This window comes from Novosphingobium sp. Fuku2-ISO-50 (assembly GCF_001519055.1).
Lineage (GTDB): Bacteria > Pseudomonadota > Alphaproteobacteria > Sphingomonadales > Sphingomonadaceae > Novosphingobium.
The window spans coordinates 78460-104048 of record NZ_KQ954289.1; the positions used below are offsets into that span (position 1 = coordinate 78460).

Annotated in this window: 22 protein-coding genes, 1 tRNA gene and 1 pseudogene; 16 read left to right on the top strand and 8 right to left on the bottom strand. The window is 63.5% G+C overall.

Going from position 1 to position 25589, the window contains the following annotated elements:
• Positions 1-24 precede the first annotated feature (24 nt).
• The 3 genes from AQZ50_RS08830 (at position 25) to AQZ50_RS08840 (ending at position 5332) form a co-directional block, all read left to right on the top strand.
• A complete protein-coding gene (locus AQZ50_RS08830) occupies positions 25-1326 on the top strand; it encodes a M28 family peptidase (RefSeq protein ID WP_067745614.1) in 1302 nt (433 codons plus the stop codon).
• Between the two features lie 22 nt (positions 1327-1348).
• Complete coding sequence (locus AQZ50_RS08835; RefSeq protein WP_067745616.1) at positions 1349-2890, top strand: CYTH and CHAD domain-containing protein; 1542 nt, start codon at positions 1349-1351, stop codon at positions 2888-2890.
• Positions 2891-3055: 165 nt separating this feature from the next.
• Positions 3056-5332 carry a ribonuclease R family protein gene (locus AQZ50_RS08840; RefSeq protein WP_197412424.1) on the top strand — a complete coding sequence of 759 codons (2277 nt, stop codon included), beginning with the start codon at positions 3056-3058 and terminating at the stop codon, positions 5330-5332.
• Positions 5333-5341: 9 nt separating this feature from the next.
• On the opposite strand, the gene AQZ50_RS08845 is transcribed toward AQZ50_RS08840, so the two are convergent.
• Positions 5342-5839 carry a universal stress protein gene (locus tag AQZ50_RS08845; RefSeq protein WP_067745617.1) on the bottom strand — a complete coding sequence of 166 codons (498 nt, stop codon included), beginning with the start codon at positions 5837-5839 and terminating at the stop codon, positions 5342-5344.
• A 244-nt stretch (positions 5840-6083) separates the two neighbouring features.
• On the opposite strand from AQZ50_RS08845, the gene AQZ50_RS08850 reads away from it, so the two are divergent.
• Genes AQZ50_RS08850 through lpdA form a run of 3 tightly spaced genes read left to right on the top strand, consistent with a single transcriptional unit; the run spans position 6084 to position 9200 of the window.
• Positions 6084-7361, top strand: a complete 1278-nt coding sequence (locus AQZ50_RS08850; protein WP_067745619.1) for a pyruvate dehydrogenase complex dihydrolipoamide acetyltransferase — start codon at positions 6084-6086, stop codon at positions 7359-7361.
• Complete coding sequence (locus tag AQZ50_RS08855) at positions 7358-7795, top strand: acyl-CoA thioesterase (RefSeq protein WP_067745621.1); 438 nt, start codon at positions 7358-7360, stop codon at positions 7793-7795. Before AQZ50_RS08850 ends, AQZ50_RS08855 begins: the two co-directional genes overlap by 4 nt.
• On the top strand, positions 7788-9200 hold the full coding sequence (lpdA, locus tag AQZ50_RS08860; protein WP_067745623.1) for a dihydrolipoyl dehydrogenase: 1413 nt from the start codon (positions 7788-7790) through the stop codon (positions 9198-9200). Before AQZ50_RS08855 ends, lpdA begins: the two co-directional genes overlap by 8 nt.
• Before the next feature lie 63 nt (positions 9201-9263).
• Here the strand turns inward: lpdA and AQZ50_RS08865 are convergent, their stop codons facing one another.
• The 6 genes from AQZ50_RS08865 to AQZ50_RS08890 form a co-directional block, all read right to left on the bottom strand.
• A complete protein-coding gene (locus tag AQZ50_RS08865; RefSeq protein WP_082703522.1) occupies positions 9264-9713 on the bottom strand; it encodes a Spy/CpxP family protein refolding chaperone in 450 nt (149 codons plus the stop codon).
• Positions 9700-10239, bottom strand: coding sequence for a hypothetical protein (locus AQZ50_RS08870; RefSeq protein WP_067745630.1), 540 nt, complete (start codon positions 10237-10239; stop codon positions 9700-9702). The genes AQZ50_RS08865 and AQZ50_RS08870 overlap by 14 nt, the downstream gene beginning before the upstream one ends.
• A gap of 196 nt (positions 10240-10435) precedes the next feature.
• Entirely contained in the window at positions 10436-12646 is a 2211-nt protein-coding gene (locus AQZ50_RS08875) for an EAL domain-containing protein (RefSeq protein WP_231730184.1), read from the bottom strand.
• A gap of 437 nt (positions 12647-13083) precedes the next feature.
• A complete protein-coding gene (locus AQZ50_RS08880) occupies positions 13084-13350 on the bottom strand; it encodes a DUF2171 domain-containing protein (protein ID WP_067745636.1) in 267 nt (88 codons plus the stop codon).
• 50 nt (positions 13351-13400) lie between these two features.
• Positions 13401-13718, bottom strand: coding sequence for a DUF4112 domain-containing protein (locus AQZ50_RS20730; protein WP_197412425.1), 318 nt, complete (start codon positions 13716-13718; stop codon positions 13401-13403).
• A 261-nt stretch (positions 13719-13979) separates the two neighbouring features.
• A tRNA-Ser gene (locus AQZ50_RS08890) sits at positions 13980-14069 on the bottom strand.
• A 147-nt stretch (positions 14070-14216) separates the two neighbouring features.
• Here AQZ50_RS08890 and AQZ50_RS08895 point away from each other — a divergent pair.
• The 10 genes and pseudogenes from AQZ50_RS08895 (at position 14217) to AQZ50_RS08940 (ending at position 24282) form a co-directional block, all read left to right on the top strand.
• Positions 14217-15278, top strand: coding sequence for a lytic murein transglycosylase (locus AQZ50_RS08895; protein WP_197412426.1), 1062 nt, complete (start codon positions 14217-14219; stop codon positions 15276-15278).
• Entirely contained in the window at positions 15262-16398 is a 1137-nt protein-coding gene (locus AQZ50_RS21180; RefSeq protein ID WP_082703525.1) for an SPOR domain-containing protein, read from the top strand. The genes AQZ50_RS08895 and AQZ50_RS21180 overlap by 17 nt, the downstream gene beginning before the upstream one ends.
• A 117-nt stretch (positions 16399-16515) precedes the next feature.
• Entirely contained in the window at positions 16516-17673 is a 1158-nt protein-coding gene (locus tag AQZ50_RS08905) for a D-alanyl-D-alanine carboxypeptidase family protein (protein ID WP_067745641.1), read from the top strand.
• Positions 17670-18296, top strand: a complete 627-nt coding sequence (gene tmk, locus AQZ50_RS08910; RefSeq protein ID WP_067745644.1) for a dTMP kinase — start codon at positions 17670-17672, stop codon at positions 18294-18296. The genes AQZ50_RS08905 and tmk overlap by 4 nt, the downstream gene beginning before the upstream one ends.
• Positions 18293-19249, top strand: coding sequence for a DNA polymerase III subunit delta' (locus tag AQZ50_RS08915; RefSeq protein ID WP_067745647.1), 957 nt, complete (start codon positions 18293-18295; stop codon positions 19247-19249). The genes tmk and AQZ50_RS08915 overlap by 4 nt, the downstream gene beginning before the upstream one ends.
• A 109-nt stretch (positions 19250-19358) precedes the next feature.
• Complete coding sequence (gene metG, locus AQZ50_RS08920) at positions 19359-20936, top strand: methionine--tRNA ligase (protein WP_067745650.1); 1578 nt, start codon at positions 19359-19361, stop codon at positions 20934-20936.
• Positions 20936-21712: a TatD family hydrolase gene (locus AQZ50_RS08925; RefSeq protein ID WP_067745653.1), complete on the top strand. Its 777-nt coding sequence runs from the start codon at positions 20936-20938 to the stop codon at positions 21710-21712. The genes metG and AQZ50_RS08925 overlap by 1 nt, the downstream gene beginning before the upstream one ends.
• Positions 21709-22476 (top strand): MBL fold metallo-hydrolase, encoded by a 768-nt coding sequence (locus tag AQZ50_RS08930; RefSeq protein WP_067745656.1) that lies wholly within the window; start codon positions 21709-21711, stop codon positions 22474-22476. Before AQZ50_RS08925 ends, AQZ50_RS08930 begins: the two co-directional genes overlap by 4 nt.
• Positions 22473-22694 (top strand): hypothetical protein, encoded by a 222-nt coding sequence (locus AQZ50_RS08935; RefSeq protein ID WP_067745659.1) that lies wholly within the window; start codon positions 22473-22475, stop codon positions 22692-22694. The genes AQZ50_RS08930 and AQZ50_RS08935 overlap by 4 nt, the downstream gene beginning before the upstream one ends.
• 174 nt (positions 22695-22868) lie before the next feature.
• A pseudogene (locus tag AQZ50_RS08940) lies at positions 22869-24282 on the top strand (ISNCY family transposase).
• A gap of 436 nt (positions 24283-24718) precedes the next feature.
• On the opposite strand, the gene AQZ50_RS20400 reads toward AQZ50_RS08940, so the two are convergent.
• Entirely contained in the window at positions 24719-25405 is a 687-nt protein-coding gene (locus AQZ50_RS20400) for a phage tail tip lysozyme (protein ID WP_156427283.1), read from the bottom strand.
• Positions 25406-25589: the final 184 nt, after the last annotated feature.

The following is a 25589-nucleotide window of genomic DNA, read 5'->3' on the forward strand; positions in this document are numbered from 1 at the left end:
CGGGCAGGGTGGTAGTCTGGCGCGATGAGATATACCCTTTTCGCCGCTGTCCTGTTGGCCACACCCGCCTTGGCCCCCATGGCTTTGGCCGCGCCTGCCGACGACGTGTCCGAGGCGCGGCTCAAGGCGCGCGTCGAACGGCTCGCCGCCTTTGGCACGCGCCACACGCTGTCGTCGCAGACCGATCCCCGGCGCGGGATCGGCGCGGCGCGGGCCTGGGCAGAGGCGGAATTTCGCGCCGCGTGCGGCAATGCGGTCGAAGTGGTCAAGCCCGAGACCATGGTCACCGGCAGGCGCGTGCCCCAGTCGACGCGCCTGATCGATGTCGTGGCGATCCAGCGCGGCACCGAGCGCCCCGACGAAGTGGTCATCGTTCAGGGCCATATCGATTCGATGCGCAGCGATGTGATGGACCCGGTCGGCGATGCGCCGGGCGCAAATGACGATGCTTCGGGCACGGCGCTCGTGCTCGAATCCGCACGCGTGCTGTGCCACAGCCATTTCCCCGGCACGATCGTCTATGCGGTGCTGTCCGGCGAAGAACAGGGGCTGCTTGGCGGAAAACTGCTCGCCGACTATGCCCGCGCGCAGCATTGGACCGTCAAGGCGGTGCTCAACAACGACATCGTCGGCAATTCGCGCGGGTCTGACGGGTCGGTCGACGATAGCCATGTCCGCGTCTTTTCCGAAGGACCGCGCGCCAATGCCGATGCCGCGCTGAACCATGCGCAAAGACTTTACGGCGGGGAAAACGACAGTCCGTCGCGCAATCTGTCGCGCTTCCTTGCCGGATTGGCCGAACCCGGACTTGCCGTGCGCCAGATCTGGCGGGCCGACCGGATGGGGCGCGGCGGCGATCATCTTCCGTTTGAAGAGGGGGGCTATCCGGCCGTGCGCCTGACGGTCGCGGTCGAAAACTACGAAGCGCAGCACCAGGATCCGCGCGTCGAGGGCGGCCATACCTATGGCGATACGCCCGACCGCATGGACTTTGCCTATCTCGCGCGGGTAACCCGGCTCAATGTCCGCGCGTTGACCGTGCTGGCGGCGGCGCCGATGCCGCCCGCCGCCGACATCAACGGCGCGGTCAAGACGTTTACCACGATCGGTTGGAAGCCCGTTCCCGGCGCGGTCAGCTATGCCATCTGGAAACGCCGCACCGACGCCCCCGCGTGGGAGGACAAAGTGGTGACGACGACCGCCAGCAGCGCGCTGCTCGACGGCGTGCGTGCCGACGACTGGTTCTTTGGCGTCAGCGCGATTGGCGCCGACGGCAGCGCCAGCCCGATCGCCTCGGCGCTGCCGGGCGGCGGATTCGGGAATTAGCAATTGACGCAGAAGGGGCATCATGGGCAATCCGATCGAAACCGAGATCAAGCTCGCTGCCTCGCCATCCATGCTGGAGCATCTTCGCGGGCATCCAAAACTGGCCGGGGCCGATGCGACCGGCACGATCATCACCACGTATTTCGATACCGCCGACCGGCGCCTCCGTCGCCGTGACGCAGCACTGCGCATCCGTGTCGGCGGCAAGGGGCGCCAGCAAACCCTGAAACTGGCCTCGCCCGGTGAATCCGCTGTTCACCGGGTAGAGTGGAATGCGCCGGTTGGTGGCGATTGCCCCGACCTTGGGGCGTTTCCGGCCCGCCCCAGAGCAACGCTCGTGCAGATGCTCAAGGGCAACAGGCTGGAGCCCATCGGCTTGACCCGAATTGCGCGCACCACGCGCCGGGTCCGGTTTGGCGGCTCGCTCATCGAGATCGCCTTCGATGAGGGCACGATTGAGGCCGGTGATTGCCGCGAAGCGGTGGGCGAAATCGAATTGGAGCTGATGGAAGGCCGGTTTGCCGATGTCATCGATCTCGTGCTCGAATTGCCGCTGGGGCCTGAGCTTGCGTGGTCGCTGGCCAGCAAGAGCAACCGGTGTCAGGGGCTTGCTTTCGGGGCGCCGCCGGCCGCGATCCTGGCCCGGCCTGTGGGATTGCGGCGAAGCATGGACGCGGCTTGCGGTTTTCAGGCCATCGCTTGGAACTGTCTCGACCAACTGCTCGCCAATTACCCGATCGTCATCGCCTCGGGCGATCCCGAAGCGGTGCACCAGTCGCGCGTTGCTGTGCGCCGCCTGTGCGCTGCGTTCAGCCTGTTTGGCGATGTGGTGGATGATGGCGATGCAGACGTGCTGCATGCCGAAATAAAGGCGGTCGCGGCGGGACTTGCCCCTGCCCGGGATCTGCATGTCATGTTGGGCCGGATCGAAGCGCTGGTTCGGGCCGAAGAGGCGGATGGCGCGGCATTGCTGGCGCATCTCGCCACCCGTCGCGATGCGGCAACGCAAGCGGCCAAAGCCATGCTGGCGGCGGAACCGTTTCAACGCCTGCTGTTTCGGTTTGCGGCCTGGATCGAGGGCGGCAGATGGCTGGCGCAGAAGGCGGAAACCGGCGGCAGCCTGCCGCTGGCGCCCTTTGCTGCCCGGGCGCTTTCCCGACGGCGGCGGCGCTTGCAAAAGGCGGGAGGGCCAGATGGGGGAGAGGGCGTGATCGACATGGCAGACGCCGAGCGCCACCGATTGCGGATCTGCGTGAAAAAGCTGCGCTATGCTGCCGACTTTTTTGCGCCGCTCTTTCGCGGCACCGCGCGCGGGGGATTTGTCAAAGGACTGGCAAAGCTTCAGGACAGTCTGGGCTTGCTCAACGATATGGCTGTCGCAGTGGCCGGGCGTGACCGGCTCTTTGCCGACCTTGATCCGATCACGGCGGCGCGCTTGGCCGCGCGCTTCGACGATGTGCTCGAAAGGCAAGGTGCGGCGCGGCGCAAGCTGCTGAAATCGGCCGAACGCGCCCTGTCGCAGGTCGTCGATGCCCCCGTATGGTGGAAAAATCCGTCAGGATGAGGTAAGTTCGCCGAATTTTCCCGTTCCGATGGCACCGGCAGGCTCCAATTGATCCATCTGCCAATTGATCCATCTGCCAATTGATCCATCTGGTTGCAAACGGACAACAAGGCGCGCATGGCCGGGACAATGGTCCACCGATATACCGAAAAACCGCCCCAGGGCATGCCCACACGCCAGCAGGTGCTCGATTTCATCGCGACAAGCGACGAGCCTGCCGGAAAGCGCGAAATCGCGCGCGCCTTTGGGCTGAAGGGCACGGAAAAGATCGCGCTCAAGGCCTTGCTCAAGGACATGGCCGAAGAAGGGCTGATCGACGGCAATCGCACCGCGTTTCATCGCATGGGCGGCGTGCCGCGCGTGACCGTGCTGCGCGTGATCGAAATCGATGACGGGGATCCGGTCGCCGTGCCCGATGCCTGGCAGCCCGACGATGCCTCGCCCGCGCCGCGTCTGCGCGTGATCGAAACGCGGGGCAAAGGCGGGCGCAGCGCGACGAAGGACGGGGCCGCCCTGCGCCCCGGAGACCGCGTTTTGGCGCGCACCGAGGAAACCGACGCGGGCTGGGTGGCCCATCCGATGAAGAAGCTGCCCGCGATGGACGATCAGGTGCTGGGTGTGGTCGAATTCGACGGCACCGGCAAAGGCTGGCTTGCGCCGGTCGACAAACGCGTGCGCCATTCGGTGCCGATTTCCGATCTGGGCGGGGCAGAGGTCGGGCAGCTCGTGCTCGCCGAGCCTGCCGGACGATCGTCGCGCGCCGGGGTCAAGGTGACCGCCGTGCTCGGCGATCCGCTGGCGCCGCGCGCGTTCAGCCTGATCGCCATTCACAAACACGGCATTCCGTTTGTCTTTGGCCAGGAAACGCTGGACGAAGCGCAGCGCGCCGCGCGCCTGCCGCTGTCGGAAGACGCGCGCGAAGACCTCACGCATTTGCCCATCGTCGCGATCGACCCGACTGACGCGCGCGATCATGACGATGCGATCTGGGCCGAGCCCGACGGACAGGGCGGCTATCAAGCGGTCGTCGCGATTGCCGACGTCAGCTTTTATGTACGCCCCGGCGGCGCGATCGATCGCGAAGCGCGGCGGCGCGGCAATTCGGTCTATTTCCCCGATCGCGTCGTGCCGATGCTGCCCGAAGTGCTCAGCGCGGATGTCTGCTCGCTCAAGGCCGGTGCACCGCGCGCGGCGATGGCCTGTCATCTGACGATCGATGCGCATGGCCGGATTACCGCGTTTCGCTTTACACGGGCGCGGGTGCGCATTGCCGAAGTGATCGCCTATGAAGAAGCACAGGCGCGCATCGACGGCGGCACCGCGGCGCCGCATCTCGAACATCTGTGGGGCGCCTGGCGCTTGCTCGAACAGGCGCGCAAGGCACGCGATCCGCTCGAGCTCGAATTGCCCGAGCGCCGCGTCGTGCTCGACGAAGCGGGGCGGATTGCCGAAATCGCGCTGCGCGAACGGCTCGATGCGCATCGCGTGGTCGAAGATTTCATGATCGCGGCCAATGTCGCGGCGGCCAAGGCGCTCGAAGCCAAAGTCGCGCCCGTGGTCTATCGCATTCACGAGCCGCCGAGCCGCGAAAAGCTGATCGCGCTCAAGGATTACCTCTCGACGTTCGGGCGCAAGCTGGCGCTCGGGCAAGTGATCACGCCCGGCCTGTTCAACCGCATGTTGAAAGACGTCAGCGACGAAGCCGAAAAGGCGCTGGTCATGGAAGCGGTGTTGCGCAGCCAGACCCAGGCGTATTACGGCCCGCGCAATGCCGGGCATTTCGGGCTCGCGCTGGGCAGCTATGCGCATTTCACTTCGCCGATCCGGCGTTATTCGGATCTTCTCGTCCATCGCGCGCTGGTCGACGGCTATCTGCTCGAACAGCCGCGCCCGCCTGCCGAAGCGGACGTGCCCGCGGCGAGCGGCCTGGCCGACCGCGATCGTGCCGACCTTGCCCGGATCAGCGAAGTGATCAGCGCCGCCGAACGCCGCGCAATGGAGGCCGAGCGCGAGACGATCGACCGCTATGTCGCGGCGTGGCTGTCGGTGCGCGTGGGCGAAGTGTTCGATACGCGGATTACCGGCGTGCAGAAATTCGGCCTGTTTGCGACGATCATCGGGCTGGGCGGCGATGGCCTGTGCCCGGTTTCGACGCTGGGGGCCGAACGGTTCGGCTATGACGAAAAGGCGCAGCGCCTGATCGGCGAGGAGTCAGGCGAAGTCTTTGCCATCGGCATGATCCTGAAACTGCGCCTTGCCGAAGCAAACCCTTTGACCGGTGCGCTGAAATTCGAGCCGGTCGATCTCCATGCCGGGGCCAGCGCGATCGAACGACGCGGCGCGCATCTGGCGCGGACCGGCGAAGGAAGGCGCGGCGGCAACCATTTCGCGGGCAAACGCGGACGCCCCGCCAACATCCGCCATCAGGGCCGCAAGCGCTGAGTTTGCACCCTAGCTGACCGCATCGATCCGGGCTTCGTCCGCGCCGCCCGGCACGATCATCAACACGCAAGGCAAAGTGCCTGCCTGTGCGGCGAAATGCGTGGCAAGCGGGCCGGGCGAGGGGCCGCCGGCTGCGCCGATCACCAGCGCCGATACTTCGGGATGATCGCGCAGATAGGCGCGCACGACTTCGGGGCCGTCGCCTGTCCGCACGACGATCGTCGGCGTCAGCCCGGATTCACTGGCGAGGCTGCCGGCGGCGATTCCGGCGAGCATTTCCGCTCGGTCGCGGGCTTCTTCCTCGATAGTCGCCTGAATCGAGCCGAATGCGACGAAATCGCCCCGTGGCACGATCACGAGCAGATGGATCGCAGCCCCCGTGCGGCCTGCGCGCCGCGCGGCAAAGCGCAGCGCGCGGGCGGCTTCGGGAGTCTCGTCGACGATGACGAGATAGACCCTTCGCGTCGGGTCGTTTCCCGCTTGCGCTTGCCCGTCCTGTTGCGTCATCCTCATCGCTCCATCTGCTCTTTGCTTCATGGGGCCCGGATTTCACAAGCCTGGACCATTCGCATCCGCTTATCGGCTCATGCCATAATTCGTATGCGACGGGAACGCTTGGGCACTTGACCAATGGCGTGGCGATGGTGAAATAGCGGCGAACCCGAAATGGTGCCAATTTAACCTTATTGGTAATATTTCAAACATATCAACGCCAAACTGGCAAATTTTACACCAGAACGGAAAGCTTGCCATGCCGATTGCCATCAAGATGCCCGCGCTTTCGCCGACCATGGAAGAAGGTACGCTTGCCCGTTGGCTGGTGAAGGCCGGCGATACGGTCAAATCGGGCGACATTCTCGCCGAGATCGAGACCGACAAGGCGACGATGGAATTCGAAGCCATCGATGATGGTGTGATCGTGGCGATCAATGTCCCGGAAGGGACCGAAGGCGTCAAAGTCGGTACGGTCATCGCAACGCTGGCCGGCGAAGACGAAGACGCTGGCGCTGCTCCGGCTCCGGTTGCGCCGGTTGCCGCCCCCGTCGTCGCAGCACCCGTCGTTGCGGCGCCTGCAGCTCCAGCTCCGGCGCCTGTCCCGGCACCTGGCATTGCCAAGGGCAACCGCATTGTCGCCAGCCCGCTGGCCAAGCGGATCGCGGCTGCCAAGGGGATCGACCTTGCCGCCGTGAAGGGCAGCGGCCCCAATGGCCGTATCGTGCGTGCCGATCTCGATCGCGTGCCTGCGCCGGTTGCGGTGTCTGCGGTCGCTCCGGCAGCAGCGGTTGCGCCCGCGCCGGCCACGGCCTCCTCGGCGCCTGCCGCCGTGCCCGATTTCGGCATTCCCTTCGAAGCGGCAAAGCTCAACAATGTGCGCAAGACGATCGCGCGCCGCCTGACCGAGGCGAAGCAGACGATCCCGCATATCTATCTGACTGTCGATGTCCGCCTCGACGCGCTGCTCAAATTGCGCGCGCAGCTCAATGCAGCTCTCGAAGGGCAGGGGATCAAGCTGTCGGTCAATGACTTGTTGATCAAGGCGCTGGCCAAGGCGCTGGTGCAAGTGCCCAAGTGCAATGTCAGCTTTGCCGGTGACGAATTGCGCAGTTTCAAGCGCGCCGACATCTCGGTGGCGGTCGCCGCGCCTTCGGGCCTGATTACGCCGATCATTGTCGATGCCGGCGCCAAGTCGGTCTCGGCCATCGCCAGCGAAATGAAGACGCTGGCGGGCAAGGCGCGCGATGGCAAGCTGCAGCCGCACGAATATCAGGGCGGAACGGCCAGCCTGTCGAATCTGGGCATGTTTGGCATCAAGCAGTTCGAAGCGGTGATCAACCCGCCGCAAGGGATGATCCTGGCCATCGGTGCGGGCGAACAGCGACCCTTTGTGGTCGACGGCGCGCTGGCCATTGCCACGGTCATGTCCGCCACCGGCAGCTTTGACCATCGCGCCATCGACGGCGCGGACGGCGCCGCCTTGATGCAGGCGTTCAAGACGCTGGTCGAAAATCCGCTGGCGCTTGTCGCATGAGCGATTCTGCCGAGCCCGTCTATCCGATCGGCGAACCGGCGATCCGCATCACGGCCATGCCTGCCGACGCCAACCCGGCCGGCGACATCTTTGGCGGATGGCTGATGGCGCAGATGGACATGGGGGCGGGGATCATCGCCGCGCGTCATTGCCATGGTCGCGCCGCGACGATCGCGGTGGAAGGCATGAAATTTCATCACCCGGTGCACATCGGCGACGAAGTTTCGGTCTATGCCACGCTGATCTCGGTCGGCCGCACCTCTATGGTGATCGATGTTGAATCATGGCGCCGTGCGCGCACTGGTGACGAGCGCGAGCGCGTGACCCAGGCGCGCTTCATATTCGTGGCGATCGATGAAGATCGCCGCCCCAGGTCGGTCCCCCCCCTCCCGCAAATCCGGCCGGACACCAATCAAGGAGCAGAGCGTGGCTGAAACCTATGACGTGATCGTGCTGGGATCGGGCCCCGGCGGCTATGTGGCGGCGATCCGCTGCGCCCAGCTCGGGCTCAAGACCGCGATCGTCGAGCGCGAAAACCTGGGCGGAATCTGTCTCAACTGGGGCTGCATCCCGACCAAGGCGCTGTTGCGCTCGGCCGAAGTCTTTCATCAGATGAACCATGCCAAGGCCTATGGGCTGGCGGCCGACAATGTGCGCGCCGATCTTGGCGCCGTGGTGGCGCGTTCGCGCGGGGTGGCCAAACAGCTCAATCAGGGCGTCACCCACCTGATGAAAAAGAACAAGATCGCCGTGCACATGGGCACCGGCACGCTGAAAGGCACAGGGCAGCTCGAAGTCGTCGGCGAAAAAGGCGCCGAGCTGCTCAGCGCAAAGCATATCATCGTGGCCACCGGCGCCCGTGCCCGCGATCTGCCCTTTGCCAAGGCAGACGGCAACCGCGTGTGGACCTATCGCCACGCGATGACGCCCAAGGAGCTGCCGAGCAAGCTGCTGGTCATCGGATCGGGCGCAATCGGTATCGAATTTGCCAGTTTCTATAACGACATGGGATCGAAGGTCACGGTCGTCGAAATGATGGATCGCGTGGTCCCGGTCGAAGATGCCGATGTTTCCGCGTTCCTGGAAAAGGCGCTGGTCAAGCAGGGCATGACGATCCTGACCGGAACCGGTGTGGAATCGATCGAGGTCGGCGCCACCGGCATCAAGGCAAAGATCAAGGGGCGCGGCGGCAAGATCGTCGAAGACAGCTTCAGCCATGTCATCGTCGCGGTCGGCGTTGTTGCCAATACCGAAAATATCGGGCTGGAAACGGTCGGGATCACGACCGAGCGCGGGATCATCGCGATCGACCCTTATGGTCGGACTTCGGCCAAGGGCGTGTGGGCTCTGGGCGATGTGACTCCGGGCCCCTGGCTGGCGCACAAGGCGAGCCATGAGGGCGTGACCGTGGCCGAAGCGATCGCCGCCGAGCTTGGCAACAAAGAGGTTCATCCGCACCCGCTCGATCGCCGGAATATCCCCGGCTGTACGTATTGCCACCCGCAGATTGCCAGCGTCGGCCTGACCGAGGCCAAGGCGAAAGAAGCGGGCTATACCGTGCGCGCCGGGACATTCCCGTTCATCGGCAACGGCAAGGCGATCGCGCTGGGCGAACCCGAAGGCTTTGTGAAGACGGTGTTCGACGCGAAGACCGGCGAACTGCTTGGTGCGCACATGGTCGGCGCCGAAGTGACCGAGATGGTCCAGGGCTTTGTCGTCGGCAAGACGCTCGAAACCACCGAGGCCGAATTGATGCAGACGGTGTTTCCGCATCCGACGATCAGCGAGGCGATGCATGAATCCGTGCTCGCCGCTTATGGTCGCGCGCTGCACATCTGATTTGCCTGACACCAAAAAGGGAGGCGTCGATCCATCGACGCCTCCCCTTTTTATGTGCTGTTTTCAGTAAGGCGCCTGATTTTGCTGCGCGTCGCCCGACGGTGGCAACGTGCGTGCGTCAAAGATGCGCTGCTGTTCGGGGCTCAAGGCGCCGTAAAATGCCTTGAGCGCCTGGGATTGGCGCTGCAGATCGGCCAGTTCAGCGCGCATTTCGGCCTCGACCAGATCCATCCGGTGCGGCGCGTCGAGCGTGCGGAACAGGCCCGATGCAGCCCGGCGCCGCATCTGCGCCTTGTCGGGAATGTCCGCCGCGCTGCGATAGAGCTGCCAGGCGCCTTCCTGCGGAGCCGAAAGGTGCAGCGCCACGTGCAACTGTTCGAGCGAGGATGCCCCGTTTGATGGGCCCATCGATTGCGCCTGCGCGGCACCGGTGACAAGCGCGATGCCGACAGCGAGCGCGGCGATTTTGGTCCTGGTCGCTTGCATGGCGAACCGCCGATCAATTGCAGCCATTGGTCATCCAGTGATACTGCTTGTCCGTGTCGCTCCATTGCCACTTGCCGCAAGCGGGCTGCTGCGGCGCGGCCTGGGGTTGTGGCGTATACTGGGGCGCGTTGGCCATCGGCGGCGCTTCGCCCGTGTCGGGCCCGGGCGCGACAGGCTCGTTGTAATAGGGGTAATAGGGATAGCCGTAATAGGCATAGGGATAGCCCCAATACCAGGGATCGGCCCAATAACCGAGATAGACGCCAAGCGGCGGCCCATAGAACCAGGGCCCACCCCAATAGCCGCCGCCGCGCCAAGCCGGTCCACCACGCCAGCCCGAGCCACCGCGCCAGCCCGACCCGCCGCGATACCCGGAGCCGCCGCGCCAGCCGCCGGATGCCGCTGGTCCCGCGCGACCGCCGCCGCCTGCATGGCTACCGCCTGCATGACCCCCGCCACCGCCTCCGCGACCGCCGCCGTGACTTTGCGCGTCGGCCAATGCCGGCGTCAGCGCCAGGGCTGCGGCGGCAACAATGCTGGAGAGATGTTTCATCGCCCGTTCCTTATCCCGTCGGCGTCAGTCCGGCTGACCATCCCTTTCCGGGCTCCGCGCCAGATGATGGCGGGCGGACGCCAAAGGCAAGGAAAATCACAGGCTCGCGACACCGATCGCGGATTATCTTATCACCTGCTTTCCTGAACCTGTGCTGACCGGACAAGTCGGGCATGACAGGTTCGCTCGCATCGGTTCAGGACCACTGTCGCGGGATAGTGGCGGCGCGTTTGTCGCCGCGATTGATGACGGCGAATTGCGGCAGGCTGATCCTGCCGCTGGCGAGCAGCCCGGCTTGCTGGGTCAAAAATTCGTCGGCGCTGCGCGGAACACCGGCAGCGGCAAGGTGATGTTGCAGAAAACGATGCCGCGTACACAGGCCGCCGTTACCGTCGCTGACCAGCTCGCGTTCGAAATGAATGCCCTGATAGGCTTCGCGCGACCGCACTACGGTCGCCAACTCGAACTGCCCCTCGCCAAAATCGACCATGAACGGCGTACCGAGCGGAACGTCGAGCAGGCCTTCGATCAACGCGCCCGATACCGAAAGATTGCGCAGCATGACCGGGTAATAGTGATCTGCGTGGATCACCCCGATCGAACGGAACATGGCGCGGCGTTCATGGCGCTGTCTGGCCGGACCGCTCGGTTCGAGCACCCAGTCTTCGGCGGGGAGATCCTTGAACAGATCCTCCACCGGAATCGGCTTGCTGAAGAGATAGCCCTGAACATGGCCGATTTTCAGCTCGCGCACCATAGCCAGCTGATCGAAGGATTCGACCCCTTCGGCAATCGTCTCCATCCCCAGCGCCTCGGCCAGAGTGACGATCGCGCTGATGATCGCGCGGTTGCGATTGGCATTGCTGGTCGCGCCGCGGATAAAGCTCTGATCGATCTTGATCTTGTCGAACGGCGCGTTTTTCAGATAGGCAAGGCTCGAATAGCCGGTGCCGAAATCGTCGAGCACCAGCCGCACGCCCAGCCCTTTGAGCACTTTGAACATGGTGTCGGTGGCTTCGCCTTCCTGAAGAAAGACGCTTTCAGTGATTTCCAGCTCCAGCCGGTCCGGATCGAGCCCCGTCTGGGCCAGGGCCAGGGCCACGACTTTGGGAAACTGCGGATCGGCAAACTGGACCGGAGAGACATTGACCGCGACCCGCGTGCGACCGGGCCATTTGGCCGCGTCTTCGCAGGCCTTGCGCAAAATCCATTCACCGATCCGGCAGATCATCGTCGATTCCTCGGCGATCGGGATAAACAGCGCCGGCGAAATCATCCCGCGCTCTGGGTGAATCCACCGCACCAGCGCCTCTGTCCCGACCACGCGATTGCTCGAAAGATCGACCAGCGGCTGATAGCGCAGCTCGAATTCGCCCTTGGCCAGGGCATCGTGCATGGTCTCTTCAAGCTGGCGCCGCTGTTCGGCGGTTTCGAGCATTTCTTTCGAATAGAACCGGAAGCGCCCGCGGCCGGAATGCTTTGCCGCATAAAGCGCAAGATCGGCATTGCGCACCATGTCGTCGACCGTTTCGCCGTCGTAAGGGCTGACCGCGATCCCGACCGAAGCCCCGATCGTGCAGCGGTCGCCCGCGATGGAATAAGGCTCTGACAGCATGGTGATGATCCGCGACGCCAGATCGCCCAGTCGGCCGCGATCATCGACGTCGGGCAGGATGACCTTGAATTCGTCGCCGCCCAGTCGGCAAATGCGATCCTTGTCGCCGACCACTTTGATCAGCCGCTGTGCCACTTGTTTGAGCAAGGCATCGCCGACCGCATGGCCGAGCGTATCGTTGACCTGTTTGAAGCGGTCGAGGTCGATCAGCATGACGGCGCAGGGGCGGCGCTGCGGGGCAAACGCGGCAACGGTGCGTTCGAGCACGCTGGTCATCGCGCGACGATTGAGCAGCCCGGTCAAGGCGTCGGTGGTCGCCATTTGCGAGGCTTCTTCGGCGCTTTGCCGATCGCTGGTCACATCGACGATATGGCCGCGAAACCCCGTAAAGGCGCCATCGGGAGAAATAATCGGCTCCCCCGAAATCGACCACAGCGTTTCTGCATCGCCCATTTCGCTACGCGCGATGACCCGCTCGAACCGCCCTTTGCGGGCAAATACAAAGGGCAATGTCCGCTGCCCGTCGATCCCGGCGCGCGGCGCCACAAACAGGCCGAGAAAATCAAGCCCGGTCGCATCGTCGCGATGAACCAGCGGATTCAGCAACGGGGACGAGAGGTAGCAAATGTGTCCGTCCGCATCAGTCGACCAGAATCCGCCAAGATTGAGCGCCTCAAACGTTGCGCACATCTCGTCCGCCTCTGCCCCGCGCAGCGCCAGCATCCTTTGCGGCGCGGCACGGGCAGGGGAGTCGGCTTTCTGGGTCTTGAGGCGTGAATAGATACTTCTCACGAAGCACTTGTCCCTCGGGTCAGTAAAATCAGCCTCCCGATTAACAGACGTTTGCTTTCAAATAAGTAAAATAACCGATCTGGATGGTTTTGGGTGCACGAGGGGGCCAGCCAATTGCGTGATCGTCGGCTCAGGCCGCATTCCGCTCGAAGCGACGACACCCGTCTCCTGCCGGCACTTTCCCGCGAGGGAATCGCTGCTGGCCACCCTGATCCGTCGCAATCGCGCGCAGTTGATCGAGGCGATAGGGTGGGAAAGGGCGCAAGCAGGCACCTGCGACCGCCGGGTTTATCCGCGCCGCGCTGCGTCGCCATTGGACACCGAGCCCGGCAGCAGTGATTTACCCTCCGCCGATGGGAGGGTAAATCATTTCATTTTCGACGTCGCGGCTCCAAGGTCGGTCAGACGGCGCGTTGGTGACCGCGCTCCGCGCCGGATCAGTCCTTTTCGTCAATCAGCGACTCGCCGTCCCGTTCTTCTTCGAAAAGGACAGCGTTTGCACCGGTCGCCGACAGGCGCACTTTGTTGCCCTCTACTTCGGCCACCAAGCCACCCGACAGATAGTGATAGTGCCCGCCATGAGCGCCGCTGCCTGTCTTGGTCAGCTTGATGCGATCGCCTTCGACCGCCTTGACCGTGCCAAGGTGTGCGCCATCGGCGCCGATGATTTCCATATTCTCTTTTACCAGATCAAGATTGCTCATTTTTTCTCTCCATTGGATCAGGGATTGCGCATGGCAAATGCGACTCGAGTTCAGCGCAAAGTGCGACCCAAATCGCCGCGCACGATCCGCATGTTACGCTGGTTTACCCGGAAGAACGCGTCAAATATACCGCCAATTATCGGAATTGTGCCGACGCATGCATGAATGGCCAGATTGGTCAGCATTCGGCCGATTGCCATGCGTGACACGCCAATGTTGCGCGCTTCCAAGACAATGTAAGTCGAAAGCAGGGTGGTCATGACATCGCCCACGCCCGGAATCAGGCCGATGACAGCGTCAATGCCGAACTTGCGGTTGGTGCCGGGCAGAACAAACGCTGCGTCGAGCAATCGGGCGACCAGATCCATGCGGCGCAGCGCATCGCCGTGCGGCGGCGCCGCTGCTTTCAGCCTTGCAAAGACATCAGGCGCTCTGGCTTGTGAAACGGTCACGGATGACCCCCGGAAAGACCGTCGAGGGAACTTTCGACTGAATCGTGAAGTGGGCGCGGCTTCGGGTTTGCACAAGGGCTTGCAGGAGCGACTGCCTGGGCGTTCTTCCCTGCGTGCCAGGGATCCGTAGGGGATTTCGCAGGCGAGCGTGGCGATCATATTGGGGGACAGGGATGTTGGCGGGCAGGGTGGGATTCGAACCCACGGTGAGCTTGCACCCACGGCGGTTTTCAAGACCGCTGCCTTAAACCACTCGGCCACCTGTCCGCTGCCCGGCGTCAACGCCGGGCAGCGGCTGTCGATAGTGCGGCGGATCGCGAAGGCAAGAGTTTTTACCGCCGGGGGTTTTTAGCAGTCGGGATTTTTCACGGCGGGAATTCACAAGCGGGGCTCGCCTGTGCGACAAGCGGGATGATGATCGCGATATTTCGACCTCTTGTGCTGGCTTTGGCCATGGTTTCGGGATTGGCCGAGGCACAGGCGCAGGCCGGCGCCTTGCCCGCTGCGGCGTCAGCCCCGGCCATCGGGCAGGGCGGGTTTGCCGGATTTCTGCAATTGCTGGCGGCGCGGGCGCGGGCAGAGGGTGTGCGCGAGACGACGATCCATTCGGTGATCGACAGTCTTGCCTATGATCCCGAAGTCGTCTGGCACGATCGCAGCCAGCCGGGCGGGCCATCGTCCGCGATCCCGAAGTTCGAGTCTTATCGCCGCACCCATGTCGATTCCGGGCGAATTGCGCGGGGGCGCGCGATCTATGGGGCCTCTGCGCCGCTCATTGCCGGGGTTGAGGCGCGCTACGGCGTGCCGGGGCCGATCGTTCTGGCGATCTGGGGGCATGAGACGAATTACGGCAGCTTTACCGGCACGTATGACTTGCCGCGGGCGATTGCCTCGCTTGCCTATGAAGGGCGGCGGCGCGAACTGTTTTCGCAGGAATTCGTCGCGCTTCTGAAAATGATCGACCGGGGCGTGCCGCGCTGGCGGCTCCAGGGCAGCTGGGCCGGGGCCTTTGGCAATCCGCAGTTCCTGCCGAGCGTCTATCTGCGCGTGGCGCAAGATGCCGATGGCGACGGGCTCGCCGACATCTGGACCAACCGCGCGGATACGCTCGCCTCCATCGCCAATTATTTTCGCGACGCGGGCTGGCGCCGGGGCGAGCCCTGGGGCTTTGGCGTAACGATTCCGGCGGGGTTTGACCGGGGGGCGATGGCGACCCGTCTGGTCAGCCCGCGCTGCCCGCAAGTGTTTGTGCGTCATTCGCGCTGGCGCACGATAGCCGAATGGCGCGCGGCGGGGATCGTGCCGACGCGCGGCATCTGGCCCGACGATCGCATGCAGGCGACATTGTTCGAGCCCGATGGCCCCGGACACCCGGCCTGGCTGCTAACCGGAAATTATCGGGTCATCCTCGATTACAACTGTTCGAACTTCTATGCTCTTTCGGTAGGACTGCTCGCCGATGAAATCAGCCGTTAAAGCCCCCGCGCGGGCGCTCATTGCCCCGGCGCTTGCCCTCCTGGTCCCGGCCGCGCTGGTCCCGATCTCGCTCGCGCAGGCGCACACCGCGCCGCCCGCTGCCGTTGTGCCGTATGGCCCGGAGGCCGATTACCCGGTGACCATCGGCGATCCCTATGTCATCGGCGGGGTGAGCTATACGCCGTCTGATACGCTCAATTACGATGCGGTCGGCTATGCCCATGCCGGCAGCGAAGGCTCCGGGATCAGCGGGGCGCATCATACGCTGCCCTTGCCGTGCTATGTCGAAGTGACGGCGCTCGATACCGGGCGCACGATTCTGGTCCGGCTTGACCGGCGCGGGCCAATGACCGGAAAGCAGCTCGTCGAATTGTCGCCTGCCGCCTGGGCGCAACTGGGCTTTGCCCCGGGCGCCGATGTTGCGGTGCGCGTGCGCCGGGTCAATCCGCCCGAGACGGAGCGCGCGTTGCTGCGCACCGGGAAACACGCGCCCGATCGGATGGACACGCCGCCCGGCCTGTTGACCGCGCTGCGGCGCAAGCTTGGCGTTGCCACACCGGCCACGCCGGATGAGCCGCCTTCGGCAACGCTGTCGGGTGCGCCTGCGGCAAAGGCCGTCGCGCCAAGCCTGCCCGCAGCCCCGAAGCCCGCGCCACGGGTTGCTCCGGCTACGCCGTCAGCCGCATCGCCGACTCCCGCGCCTCGGGCCGAACCGCCCAAGGCGCCGGTGGCCAAATCGGTCGAAACGAAGACGGCAACGCCCACAGCGCCGGTGGCCAAGCCCGCGCCAAAGCCCGCCGCGCCCAAGCCGGTCGCAAAGCCTGTGGCTGCCCCCACACCTGCTCATGGCGCACCTGCTCATGGCGCGCCTGCCCCTGCCGAGCCCGTGCATGCTGCGGCGCCTCATGCTGCATCGGGGCATCTGGTCGTGCAGGTCGCTGCGTTTTCTTCGCGAGATCGGGCGGAAAAGGCGGCGGCCCAAGTGGGCGGCAAAGTCGAGCCGGTCGGAAAACTGTGGCGGGTACGCATTGTCGCGAGCAACGACGAACAGGCCCGCGCCGCACTGGCGAAGGCGAAACAGTCCGGCTATGCGGGGGCGATGATCCTGCACCACGATTGATCGGGGCAGGGTGCGTTTACCGTCCTTTGTCTCGTCCTGTCTGGATCGTTTTCCCTGTCGATGAACCGCTCGTTTCTGCCCCTTTCGCCGTTTCGTCGTGTCCTTTGCGGGGCGGGTTTGGCGACGATCGCCGTCTGCGCCCCCGTCGGCGCGCGCAGTCATGACGCGCCCGCAGACCCCGCAGTGATGCCCGAGATCACGGCACCGGCCGCCTATATGGTCGATGTCAATTCGGGCCGCGTGCTGTTTGCGCGCGATGCGCAGCGCCGCTTCGTCCCCGCTTCGCTGACCAAGATCATGACCAGCTACGTCGCGTTTGAACTGATCGCGTCGGGCAAGCTCAGGCTGGACCAGAGCTTTGTCATGCGGCCTGAAACCTTTCGCCAGTGGCACGGCGTGGGCAGTACGATGTTTCTGGGCAATAACAGCCGCACCACCGTCGCCGACCTGCTCGAAGGGATCGTGACGGTTTCGGCCAATGATGCGTGTATCGTGCTGGCCGAAGGAATCGCCGGGTCGGTCCCCGCGTTTACCGCCATGATGAATGCCGAAGTCCGAAAGCTGGGCATGCGCAACACCCATTACAACACGCCCAACGGCTGGATGGATCAGGGGCAGACCTATGTTTCGGCGGCCGACCTGGCCACGCTGTCGACCGCGCTGATCACGCGTCATGGCGATCTCTATCGTCGCTTTTACGGTCACGAGCGCGCCGCGTTCAACGGGATCGAGCAACAAAATCACAATCCGCTCTACGGCCACACCGCCGGTGCCGACGGGGTCAAGACCGGCTTTACCGGAGAGGCCGGCTATGGCTTCGTCGGCTCGGTCGCGCGCGACGGGCGACGGATCATCTTTGTGCTTGGCGGCTATCCGCGCCCCGTCGAACGCACCGAACAGTCGCGCCGCTTTGCCGAATGGGGCTTTGCCGCATGGGATTCGCATCCGATCGTCGGCGCAGGGGTAAAACTGGGCACTGCGCCGGTCCAGGGCGGCACCGCGCGCTCGGTCGATCTGATCGCCCCGCGCGGCTACAGCATAACCGTGCCGCATGGCGAGGGGCCGCATTATACGCTGGCGATCCGCTATCGCGCTCCGCTGACCGCGCCGATCGCCAGGGGAGACGAAGTCGCCAGCCTGATCGTGCGCGCGCCGGGGCAGCCGATCGAGCGCTTGCCGCTCGTTGCGGCGCGCGATGTCCGGGTCGGCGGGGCGCTTGACCGGCTGCGCGACGGATTTGCCGCGATGATCAAGCCCGCGATGATCAAACGATGAATGCGCCCGGTCGATTCTTTGCGCTCGAAGGCGGCGAGGGCGTAGGCAAATCGACGCAATTGCGCCTGCTTGCCGAAGCCTTGCGCGCGCGCGGCATTGGCGTGGTGACGACGCGCGAACCGGGCGGCACGCCGGGCGCCGAAGCGATCCGCGCGATGGTGCTCGATCCGGCGGGAGACGGGTGGGGCCCGCGGGCAGAGGCCTTGCTGTTTGCGGCGGCGCGCGCCGATCATGTCGAGCGGCTGATCCGTCCCGCGCTCGCGCGCGGCGACTGGGTGTTGACCGATCGTTATCTCGATTCGAGCCGCGCTTATCAGGGCGGTGGCAGCGGGCTGGACGATGCCGATATCTTGACGCTGCATCGGATCGGCAGCGGGGGGCTCCTGCCGGATCGCACCGTGCTGTTGCAGCTTGATCCGGACGAAGCGGCGCGGCGGCTTGCCGAGCGCGACCGGGGGCACAGCGACCGGATCGGTGGGCGCGACATTGCCTATCATGCGCGTGTCGCCGCCGCATTTCGCCACTTTGCCGAGGCCGATCCACATCGCTTTGCGTTGATCGATGCCTCGGGCGCGCCTGACGAAGTCCATACCCGCGTGCTTGCGGCCGTGCTCGAGCGATGAAGTCCGGCAATCATGTCGGGCATGACGCTGTCTGGCGCGAATGGCATGCTGCGCGCGCCGGGCACCGGATGCACCATGCCTGGATGCTGGTCGGGCGCGAAGGTCTGGGCAAGGCCGGGTTTGCCCGTGCCGCCGCGGCGGACCTCGTTGCCGAACCGGGCGTGCCGCAGCCGCCGCCGGACCGCCATCCCGACATTCTGTGGCTGACGCCGCTGCCGGCCAGCGAGGACGACGCGAAGAAACGCGACGATGGCCGTGCTTATGCGACCAAGCGCAATATCAATGTCGAGCAAGTGCGCGAAATGCAGCGCAGGCTCGTCACGCGCCCCACGCTGGGCGCGCACCGGGCCGTGATCATCGATGCCGCCGATGTGTTGGAAAAGGCTTCGGCCAATGCCTTGCTCAAGAGTCTTGAGGAGCCGCCGCAGGGCACGTTCTTCCTCTTGGTGGTGCATCAGCCCGGCCGCCTGCTGCCGACGATCCGTTCGCGGTGCCAGGTCTTGCGCTTTCGCCCGCTCGATGCGGCGGAAATGGGGCGCGCGCTCGATGCCGGGGCGCCGGGGATCGATGCCCTGACGCGCGAGGCGGCGATTGCCGTCGGCGCGGGCGCGCCGGGGGCGGCGCTGGCCTTTGCCGAGCAGGATCTGGGCCGGGTTTGGCAGATCATGCGCCAGATCGTCGCGCGCGGCGATGGCGATATGGCCTTGCGCGGCGAATTGTCCGCCGCGATCGGTCAGCGGCCTGATCGTGAACGGCAAATGGCGGCCTTGACCGCGGCGCGCATGGTGCTGGTCGACGCGATGGAACAGGTCCATCCGGCGCGCTATCCCGCGCTCGCCGATGCACATGCCGCGCTGGTCGTCTTGTCGCGCGAGGCGCCGACCTACAACTATGATGCGGGCTTGCTGATGCTGGAAATCGGCACCTTGCTGGCAGGCGTGGCGCGCGCCTGAGCGTCGACCGCGTCGCTTTTCTCGAAAAAACCGGTTCCCTCTCTTTTGCCGGATGTTCTAGGGAGGGGCTCATTCAAGCGATCCCTCGCCAAAAGGAAGTGACGTCCCGATGGGCGAACCTTATTATCTGACCACCGCGATTTCGTACCCCAACGGGCGGCCGCATATCGGCCATGCCTATGAGGCGATTGCCGCCGACACGATTGTCCGCTTCATGCGCTCGATCGGTCGCGACGCGCGCCTGCAGACCGGGACCGACGAACACGGGCTGAAAATGGCGCAAAAGGCGCGTGACATGGGCACCACGGCGCGCGCGCTGGCGGATGAGATGTCGCAGTATTTCAAAGATATGTGCGCGGCATTGAACATTGAATACGATGTTTTCATCCGCACCACCGAGCCGCGCCATCATGAAACGACAAGAGAGCTGTGGCGGCGGATGAAAGCCAATGGCGATCTCTATCTCGATCGCTACGAAGGCTGGTATTCGGTCCGCGACGAAGCCTATTATGACGAAAGCGAGCTGATCGCGGGCGAGGGCGGACAAAAGCTGTCGCCGCAGGGCACCCCGGTCGAATGGACGGTCGAGGAAAGCTGGTTCTTCCGGCTGTCGGCCTATGGCGACCGTTTGCTCGCGTATTACAACGACAATCCCGATTTCATCCGCCCCGAAAGCCGGCGCAACGAAATCGCGCGCTTTGTCGAAGGGGGGCTGCGCGATCTGTCGGTTTCGCGCACCAGTTTCGATTGGGGGATCAAGGTTCCCACCGATGACGGCGATGACGATACCCATGTCATGTATGTCTGGGTCGACGCGCTGACCAATTACCTGACCGGCCTCGGATGGCCCGAAGAAACCGAGGAATTCAAGCGGTTCTGGCCTGCCGACCTGCATTTGATCGGCAAGGACATTGTGCGGTTTCATGCGGTCTATTGGCCGGCGTTCCTGATGAGCGCTGGGCTGGCGCTGCCCAAACAGGTGTTCGGCCATGGCTTCCTGCTCAATCGCGGGCAAAAGGAATCGAAATCGCTTGGCAACGTGACCGATCCGGTTGATCTGGCCGCGCGCTTCGGCGTTGATCCGCTGCGCTATTTCCTGATGCGCGAAGTCGTGTTCGGGCAGGACGGCTCTTATTCGCCCGAGGCCATCGCGAACCGCTGCAATGCCGAACTCGCCAACAGCTACGGCAATCTCGTGCAGCGCACATTATCCATGATTTTCAAAAACATCGGTGGCGAACTTGGTGCTTTTTCCAGCGCTGAGGCTGATGATGTGCTGCTCGCGACGGTCGCTGCTGCCACGCGCGAGGATCTGCCGCGCGAATTTGCCGCGCTCAATTTCTCGGCCGGGATCGAGGCGTGGATGCGCGCGGTGTTTGCTTGCAACGCCTATATCGACGAACAGGCGCCCTGGACGCTGCGCAAGACCGATCCGGAGCGGATGCGCGCGGTACTTTATACGCTGTTCATGGCGATCCGCGATCTGACCATCGCCATCGCGCCGGTGGTCCCGGCAACGGCGGCCAAAGTGCTCGATCAATTGGGCATTCCGGCCGAACAGCGGCGCATCGTCGATCTGGCGAATGGGGATTGGTATCTGGCGCGGGTCGCGACGGGCGAACGCCTTGGGCAACCCGTGGGGGCCTTTCCCCGCATTGAACTCGAAAGCGAAGAAACCGCCGCCTGATGCTGATCGATTCGCATTGTCATTTGAATTACAAGGGTCTCGTCGAACACCAGGGCGAGATCCTGACCCGCGCGCGGGAACGCGGCGTGCGGGGATTCCTCAACATCTCGACGCGGCAAAGCGAATGGGATGCGGTGATCGCCACCGCGCATCGCGAACCCGATGTCTGGGCGAGCGTGGGCATTCATCCGCACGAAGCCGATAGTCATGCCGATCTTGGCGCCGGTGTCCTGAGCGCGGCGACGCACGACGCGCGCGTGATCGCGATCGGCGAGACCGGGCTCGACTATTTCTACGACCATTCCGACCGGCAGGTGCAGCAGGCGCTGTTTCGCACGCATATCGGCGTCGCGCGCGAAACCGGCCTGCCTTTGGTCATCCACACGCGCGATGCCGAGGATGACACGCTGCGCATTCTGGCCGACGAGATGGGGAAGGGCGCCTTCCCCGCGCTGATCCACTGCTTTACCGCGACGGCAAATTTTGGTCGGGCCGTGCTCGATCTCGGGCTGACGATTTCGCTGTCGGGTATTGTGACGTTCAAGAATGCCAAGGACTTGCAGGCGTTTGCTGTCGAAATACCCGAGGATCGGCTGCTCGTCGAAACCGACGCGCCGTTTCTTGCGCCGATCCCGCATCGCGGCAAGACTTGCGAGCCGGCGTTCGTCGCCGACACACTGGCCTTTGTTGCAGGCCTGCGCGGCACCAGCGCCGAAGCGCTGAGCGAAACGACCGGCGCCAATTTTCGTGCCTTGTTCGGGAAAGCCGCGCTGTGAAATTGACCATGCTTGGCTCGGGCACGTCGACCGGCGTGCCGCGGATCGGCAACGACTGGGGCGATTGCGACCCGGCGGAACCGCGCAATCGGCGCACACGCGTGGCGATCGTCGTCGAGGGTGATGACGGTTCGCGCCTGTTGGTCGATACACCGCCCGATCTTCGCGCACAGTTGCTTGCCACCGGGATCGGCCGGATCGACGGGGTGTTGTGGACTCACGACCATGCCGATCATACGCATGGCATCGATGACTTGCGTCCTTTGCGGATGGGCCGCACCGCACCGATTGCAGCCTATGCCGCTGATGAGACGGTGCGCCGTTTGCGAATGCGGTTTGGCTATGTCTTCGCCGGGCAACACGGCTATCCCACGATTTGCAACCTCGACAATCTCGATCGGGTGCGGATGATCGCGGGAATCGCCATCAGCCATTGCCAGATGGCGCACGGGCCCGCGCAATCGACTGCATTTCGTTTTGATCAGGGCGGAAAATCAATCGGTTACGCGACGGACTTCAGTGAAATTACCGCCGACATGATAGACTTGTTCTATCGCGTCGACGTCCTGGTGGTCGATGCCTTGCGCCGCAAGGCGCATCCGACTCATGCCAATCTCGCCATGGCGCTGGAACTGGCCGAGGCAACCCGCGCGGGCCACGCGATTCTGACCCATCTCGACAAGTCTATGGATTACCGGACGTTGTGCGACGAACTGCCGCCACAGACCGAGCCGGGTTATGACGGACTGGAGCGCGTGCTGTGAATCCCATTCATGCCATTGGCAATCTGAACGGTGATGACTGGGTCGGCGTGATCGGTATCCTGATGGCGCTGACGCTGATCCTTGGACGTGGCGTGACCAATGGTTTTCGTGTGCCGCGCGCAGCCTGGCCGACGCTTGTGTGGTTGGCATTTGTATGGGCGGGGATCATCGCGGCTGCGGCTCTGGCGTTCCGCCATTTCCGCCCGGACGGGATGTAAAGGCCAAGCCACGGGGCTTGTTTGCGACCCGCAATTTAACATAATCATTATTATCGATCCTAGCGCCTGTAAGCGCAATTTAGAAATGTCACTCCCCGCAAGTTAGAGACGTCACAATCGGGACGTCTCGCGGTCTTGGAGGCATGTTCTTCCGCATGACGGGCGGACGCGCTTATGGCGGTGGTGGCGATGAGCCATGGCGAGCTTTCGCGGTACGATACGTTGCTGCGCTTTCAACGAGGCGAACTGCGGGTTGAAGATGCCGCAATGCTGCTGGGTGTTGGTCGTCGGCAAGTTTACCGACTGCTCGACCGATTGCGTGCCGGCGGCCCAGAAGCGCTGGTTTCGTGGAAGCGCGGCCGGACGAGCAACCGGGATCTCGGCGATACGTTCCGGGACAGCGTCCTCGACCTCGTGCGCGAGCACTACCAGGATTTCGGCCCGACGCTGGCAGTTGAGTACCTCGCTGAACGACACAAGATCACCATTTCGCACGAGACGCTGCGCAAGTGGATGATCAAGAAAGGACTGTGGAAGGATCGGGATGCGCGCCGCCCTAGGCCTTACCAACCTCGCTTTCGCCGCGACTGCCGTGGCGAGTTGATTCAGGTCGACGGCTCGAAGCATTGGTGGTTTGGCTCGCGCGGGCCGCAATGCACGCTGCTCGTTTACATCGACGACGCGACCAGCGAGCTGATGCATTTGAAGATGGTCGAGAGTGAAGATGGTCGAGAGCGAGAGCACGTTCGCATACATGGATGCGACGCGGGAATATATCGATCGGCATGGAAAGCCGGTGGCGTTTTATTCGGACAAGCACTCGGTGTTCCGGAACAACACTGCTTCTGCCAAAGGTGACGGCATGACGCATTTCGGTCGTGCGCTGGAGGCGCTCAATATCGAGATCATCTGCGCCAATTCGCCACAGGCCAAGGGCCGTGTCGAACGCGCGAATGCGACGCTGCAGGATCGACTGGTGAAGGCGATGCGGCTTGAGGGCATCGCGACGATTGCCGAGGCCAATGCGTATCTGCCTCGCTACATGGAGCGGCACAACAAGCAGTTCGCCAAGGTGGCGTTCGATCTGCGTGATCTGCACCACCCCCTCGCCCCGCATGATTACCTCAAAGCCCAGATGGTTTGGCGCGAGCAGCGCACGGTGACGTCAGCATCGACGCTGCATTACAACAAAATGCTGTTCATTCTTGAGCCTACCGAGATCAGCCGGCCGCTCGCGGGCAAGCGGGTTGATGTCTGCGACTATCCCGATGGCAACTTTGAGATCCGGCACGGCGATCATGTCCTGGCCTATCGGGTGTTCGACAAGATCCGGCAGGTGAACCAGGCGGCGATCGTCGAGAACAAGCACCTCGATGCAGCGCTGATGATGGCCAAACTGATGCAGGAACAGTTGCCGCCAAGGAAGCGGAACAACAACGAGCCGCGACGTCGATCGCAGGGGCTGCACATGTTCGCGGTGCCGGACCACGGTGCTGCACCATCGCCGGGCAAACGGAAGCGCGGGCGCCCTCCTCTGCGGCAACTGACTGTCGAGGAAAAGGCGCAGCGCGCATTGCCGTCGCCGTAAACATATCCAATTGCGAGACAATTCGTCGTGGAACCACAACAATTTGAATGCAATTATGGAACACATCACTAAAACAGGCACTCAATGAAATTTTGGACATGAGGGGGATGCGGTGCGAAATCGGCTGATATTTCCCATGCTTGCGCTTTTCATGATCGGTGCAACGGACTACCCTGCGGCGGCTTTGGCAAAGCAGCCTCCGCAGATGAGTGCCAAAATCAAGGCGCTGATTCGCAAGGAGGACGCGCTTGACGATCGCTGCCGGGCCCCGGGAGGGGACCCAAATGGGCGTGTTTGCTTGGAACGCGGCCGAATCTTGTTAAAACTTACGCATCTTGGCTGGTGCTGGGACTCTGAGAAGATGGACCCAATTGAGGCGGATAACCACTGGATGCGTTGTTCTGACGCCCACAAAATTCCGTAACGTTCAAGAATTTCATTTGATTGGAATTTTAGCGAGCGCCCGTGCAACCGCATATCTATCGGCAGAATCCCGAAAGTTTTTCTTGGGTCTTACGACATAATAAGAATAGCCCGCCGCGAGGCTGGCTGCATCGGATCCAACCCGCTGAGCCAACGCAAATGTACGCTGCTCGCTATTGGCCAATTCATAAAGCTGATATTTGATTTGTTGATCTGCGTTGGATTTTTCAAGGCTTTTTCCGCCGTTGAATTGTTTGAACGACGCCTTGCGCGCTGGGTCGGTCAGTTGAAACAAGCCATGGCCCTTACCGTTCTTGCCGCTTTGCGTAACGGATGCATCCAGACCACTTTCCATTTCTGCGTTGGCCGCCAGCGCTGCTGCGAGCGGTGCGGGCAAGCCGTATTTCTTGATGAGGGTGTCGCGAAAATCGGCCGCATGTTCGGCATGCAATTCTGCAATTCGCAAACTCAGCAATCCTGTTTGCTTGATTGCCGCCAATAGCTGCTGATGTGCCCCAGCGGAAGGCCGATCGCCCTGCGTTCGAAAACGCGGCGCTGTAACGACAATTTCGTTTCCATTATTTCCTGGCGGATTGCTCGGCTCTGCCGATCCTACCGTCGGACCAGACGTAAACCGTCCTGATTTCGGGTCGTGCCAAGGGTTGCCGCCCTTGTGACCGTCTGTCGTGTCGCCAGCCATTTTGATCTCCGTGCCAAAGGTCTGTGGCGTGGCTACAATTTCAGGCGGTTTGGATCGCAAGCAGCAAGGTTACCCTTGCCGAGAAAAATGCAGCAGGCGATGGAACTGGCTTGATGGGGCCCGCTGCAAAGCAGCGGGTCCGGGTATGTCCACGCCAGCCCAGCGCATCAGCAGGGTCTGCGCT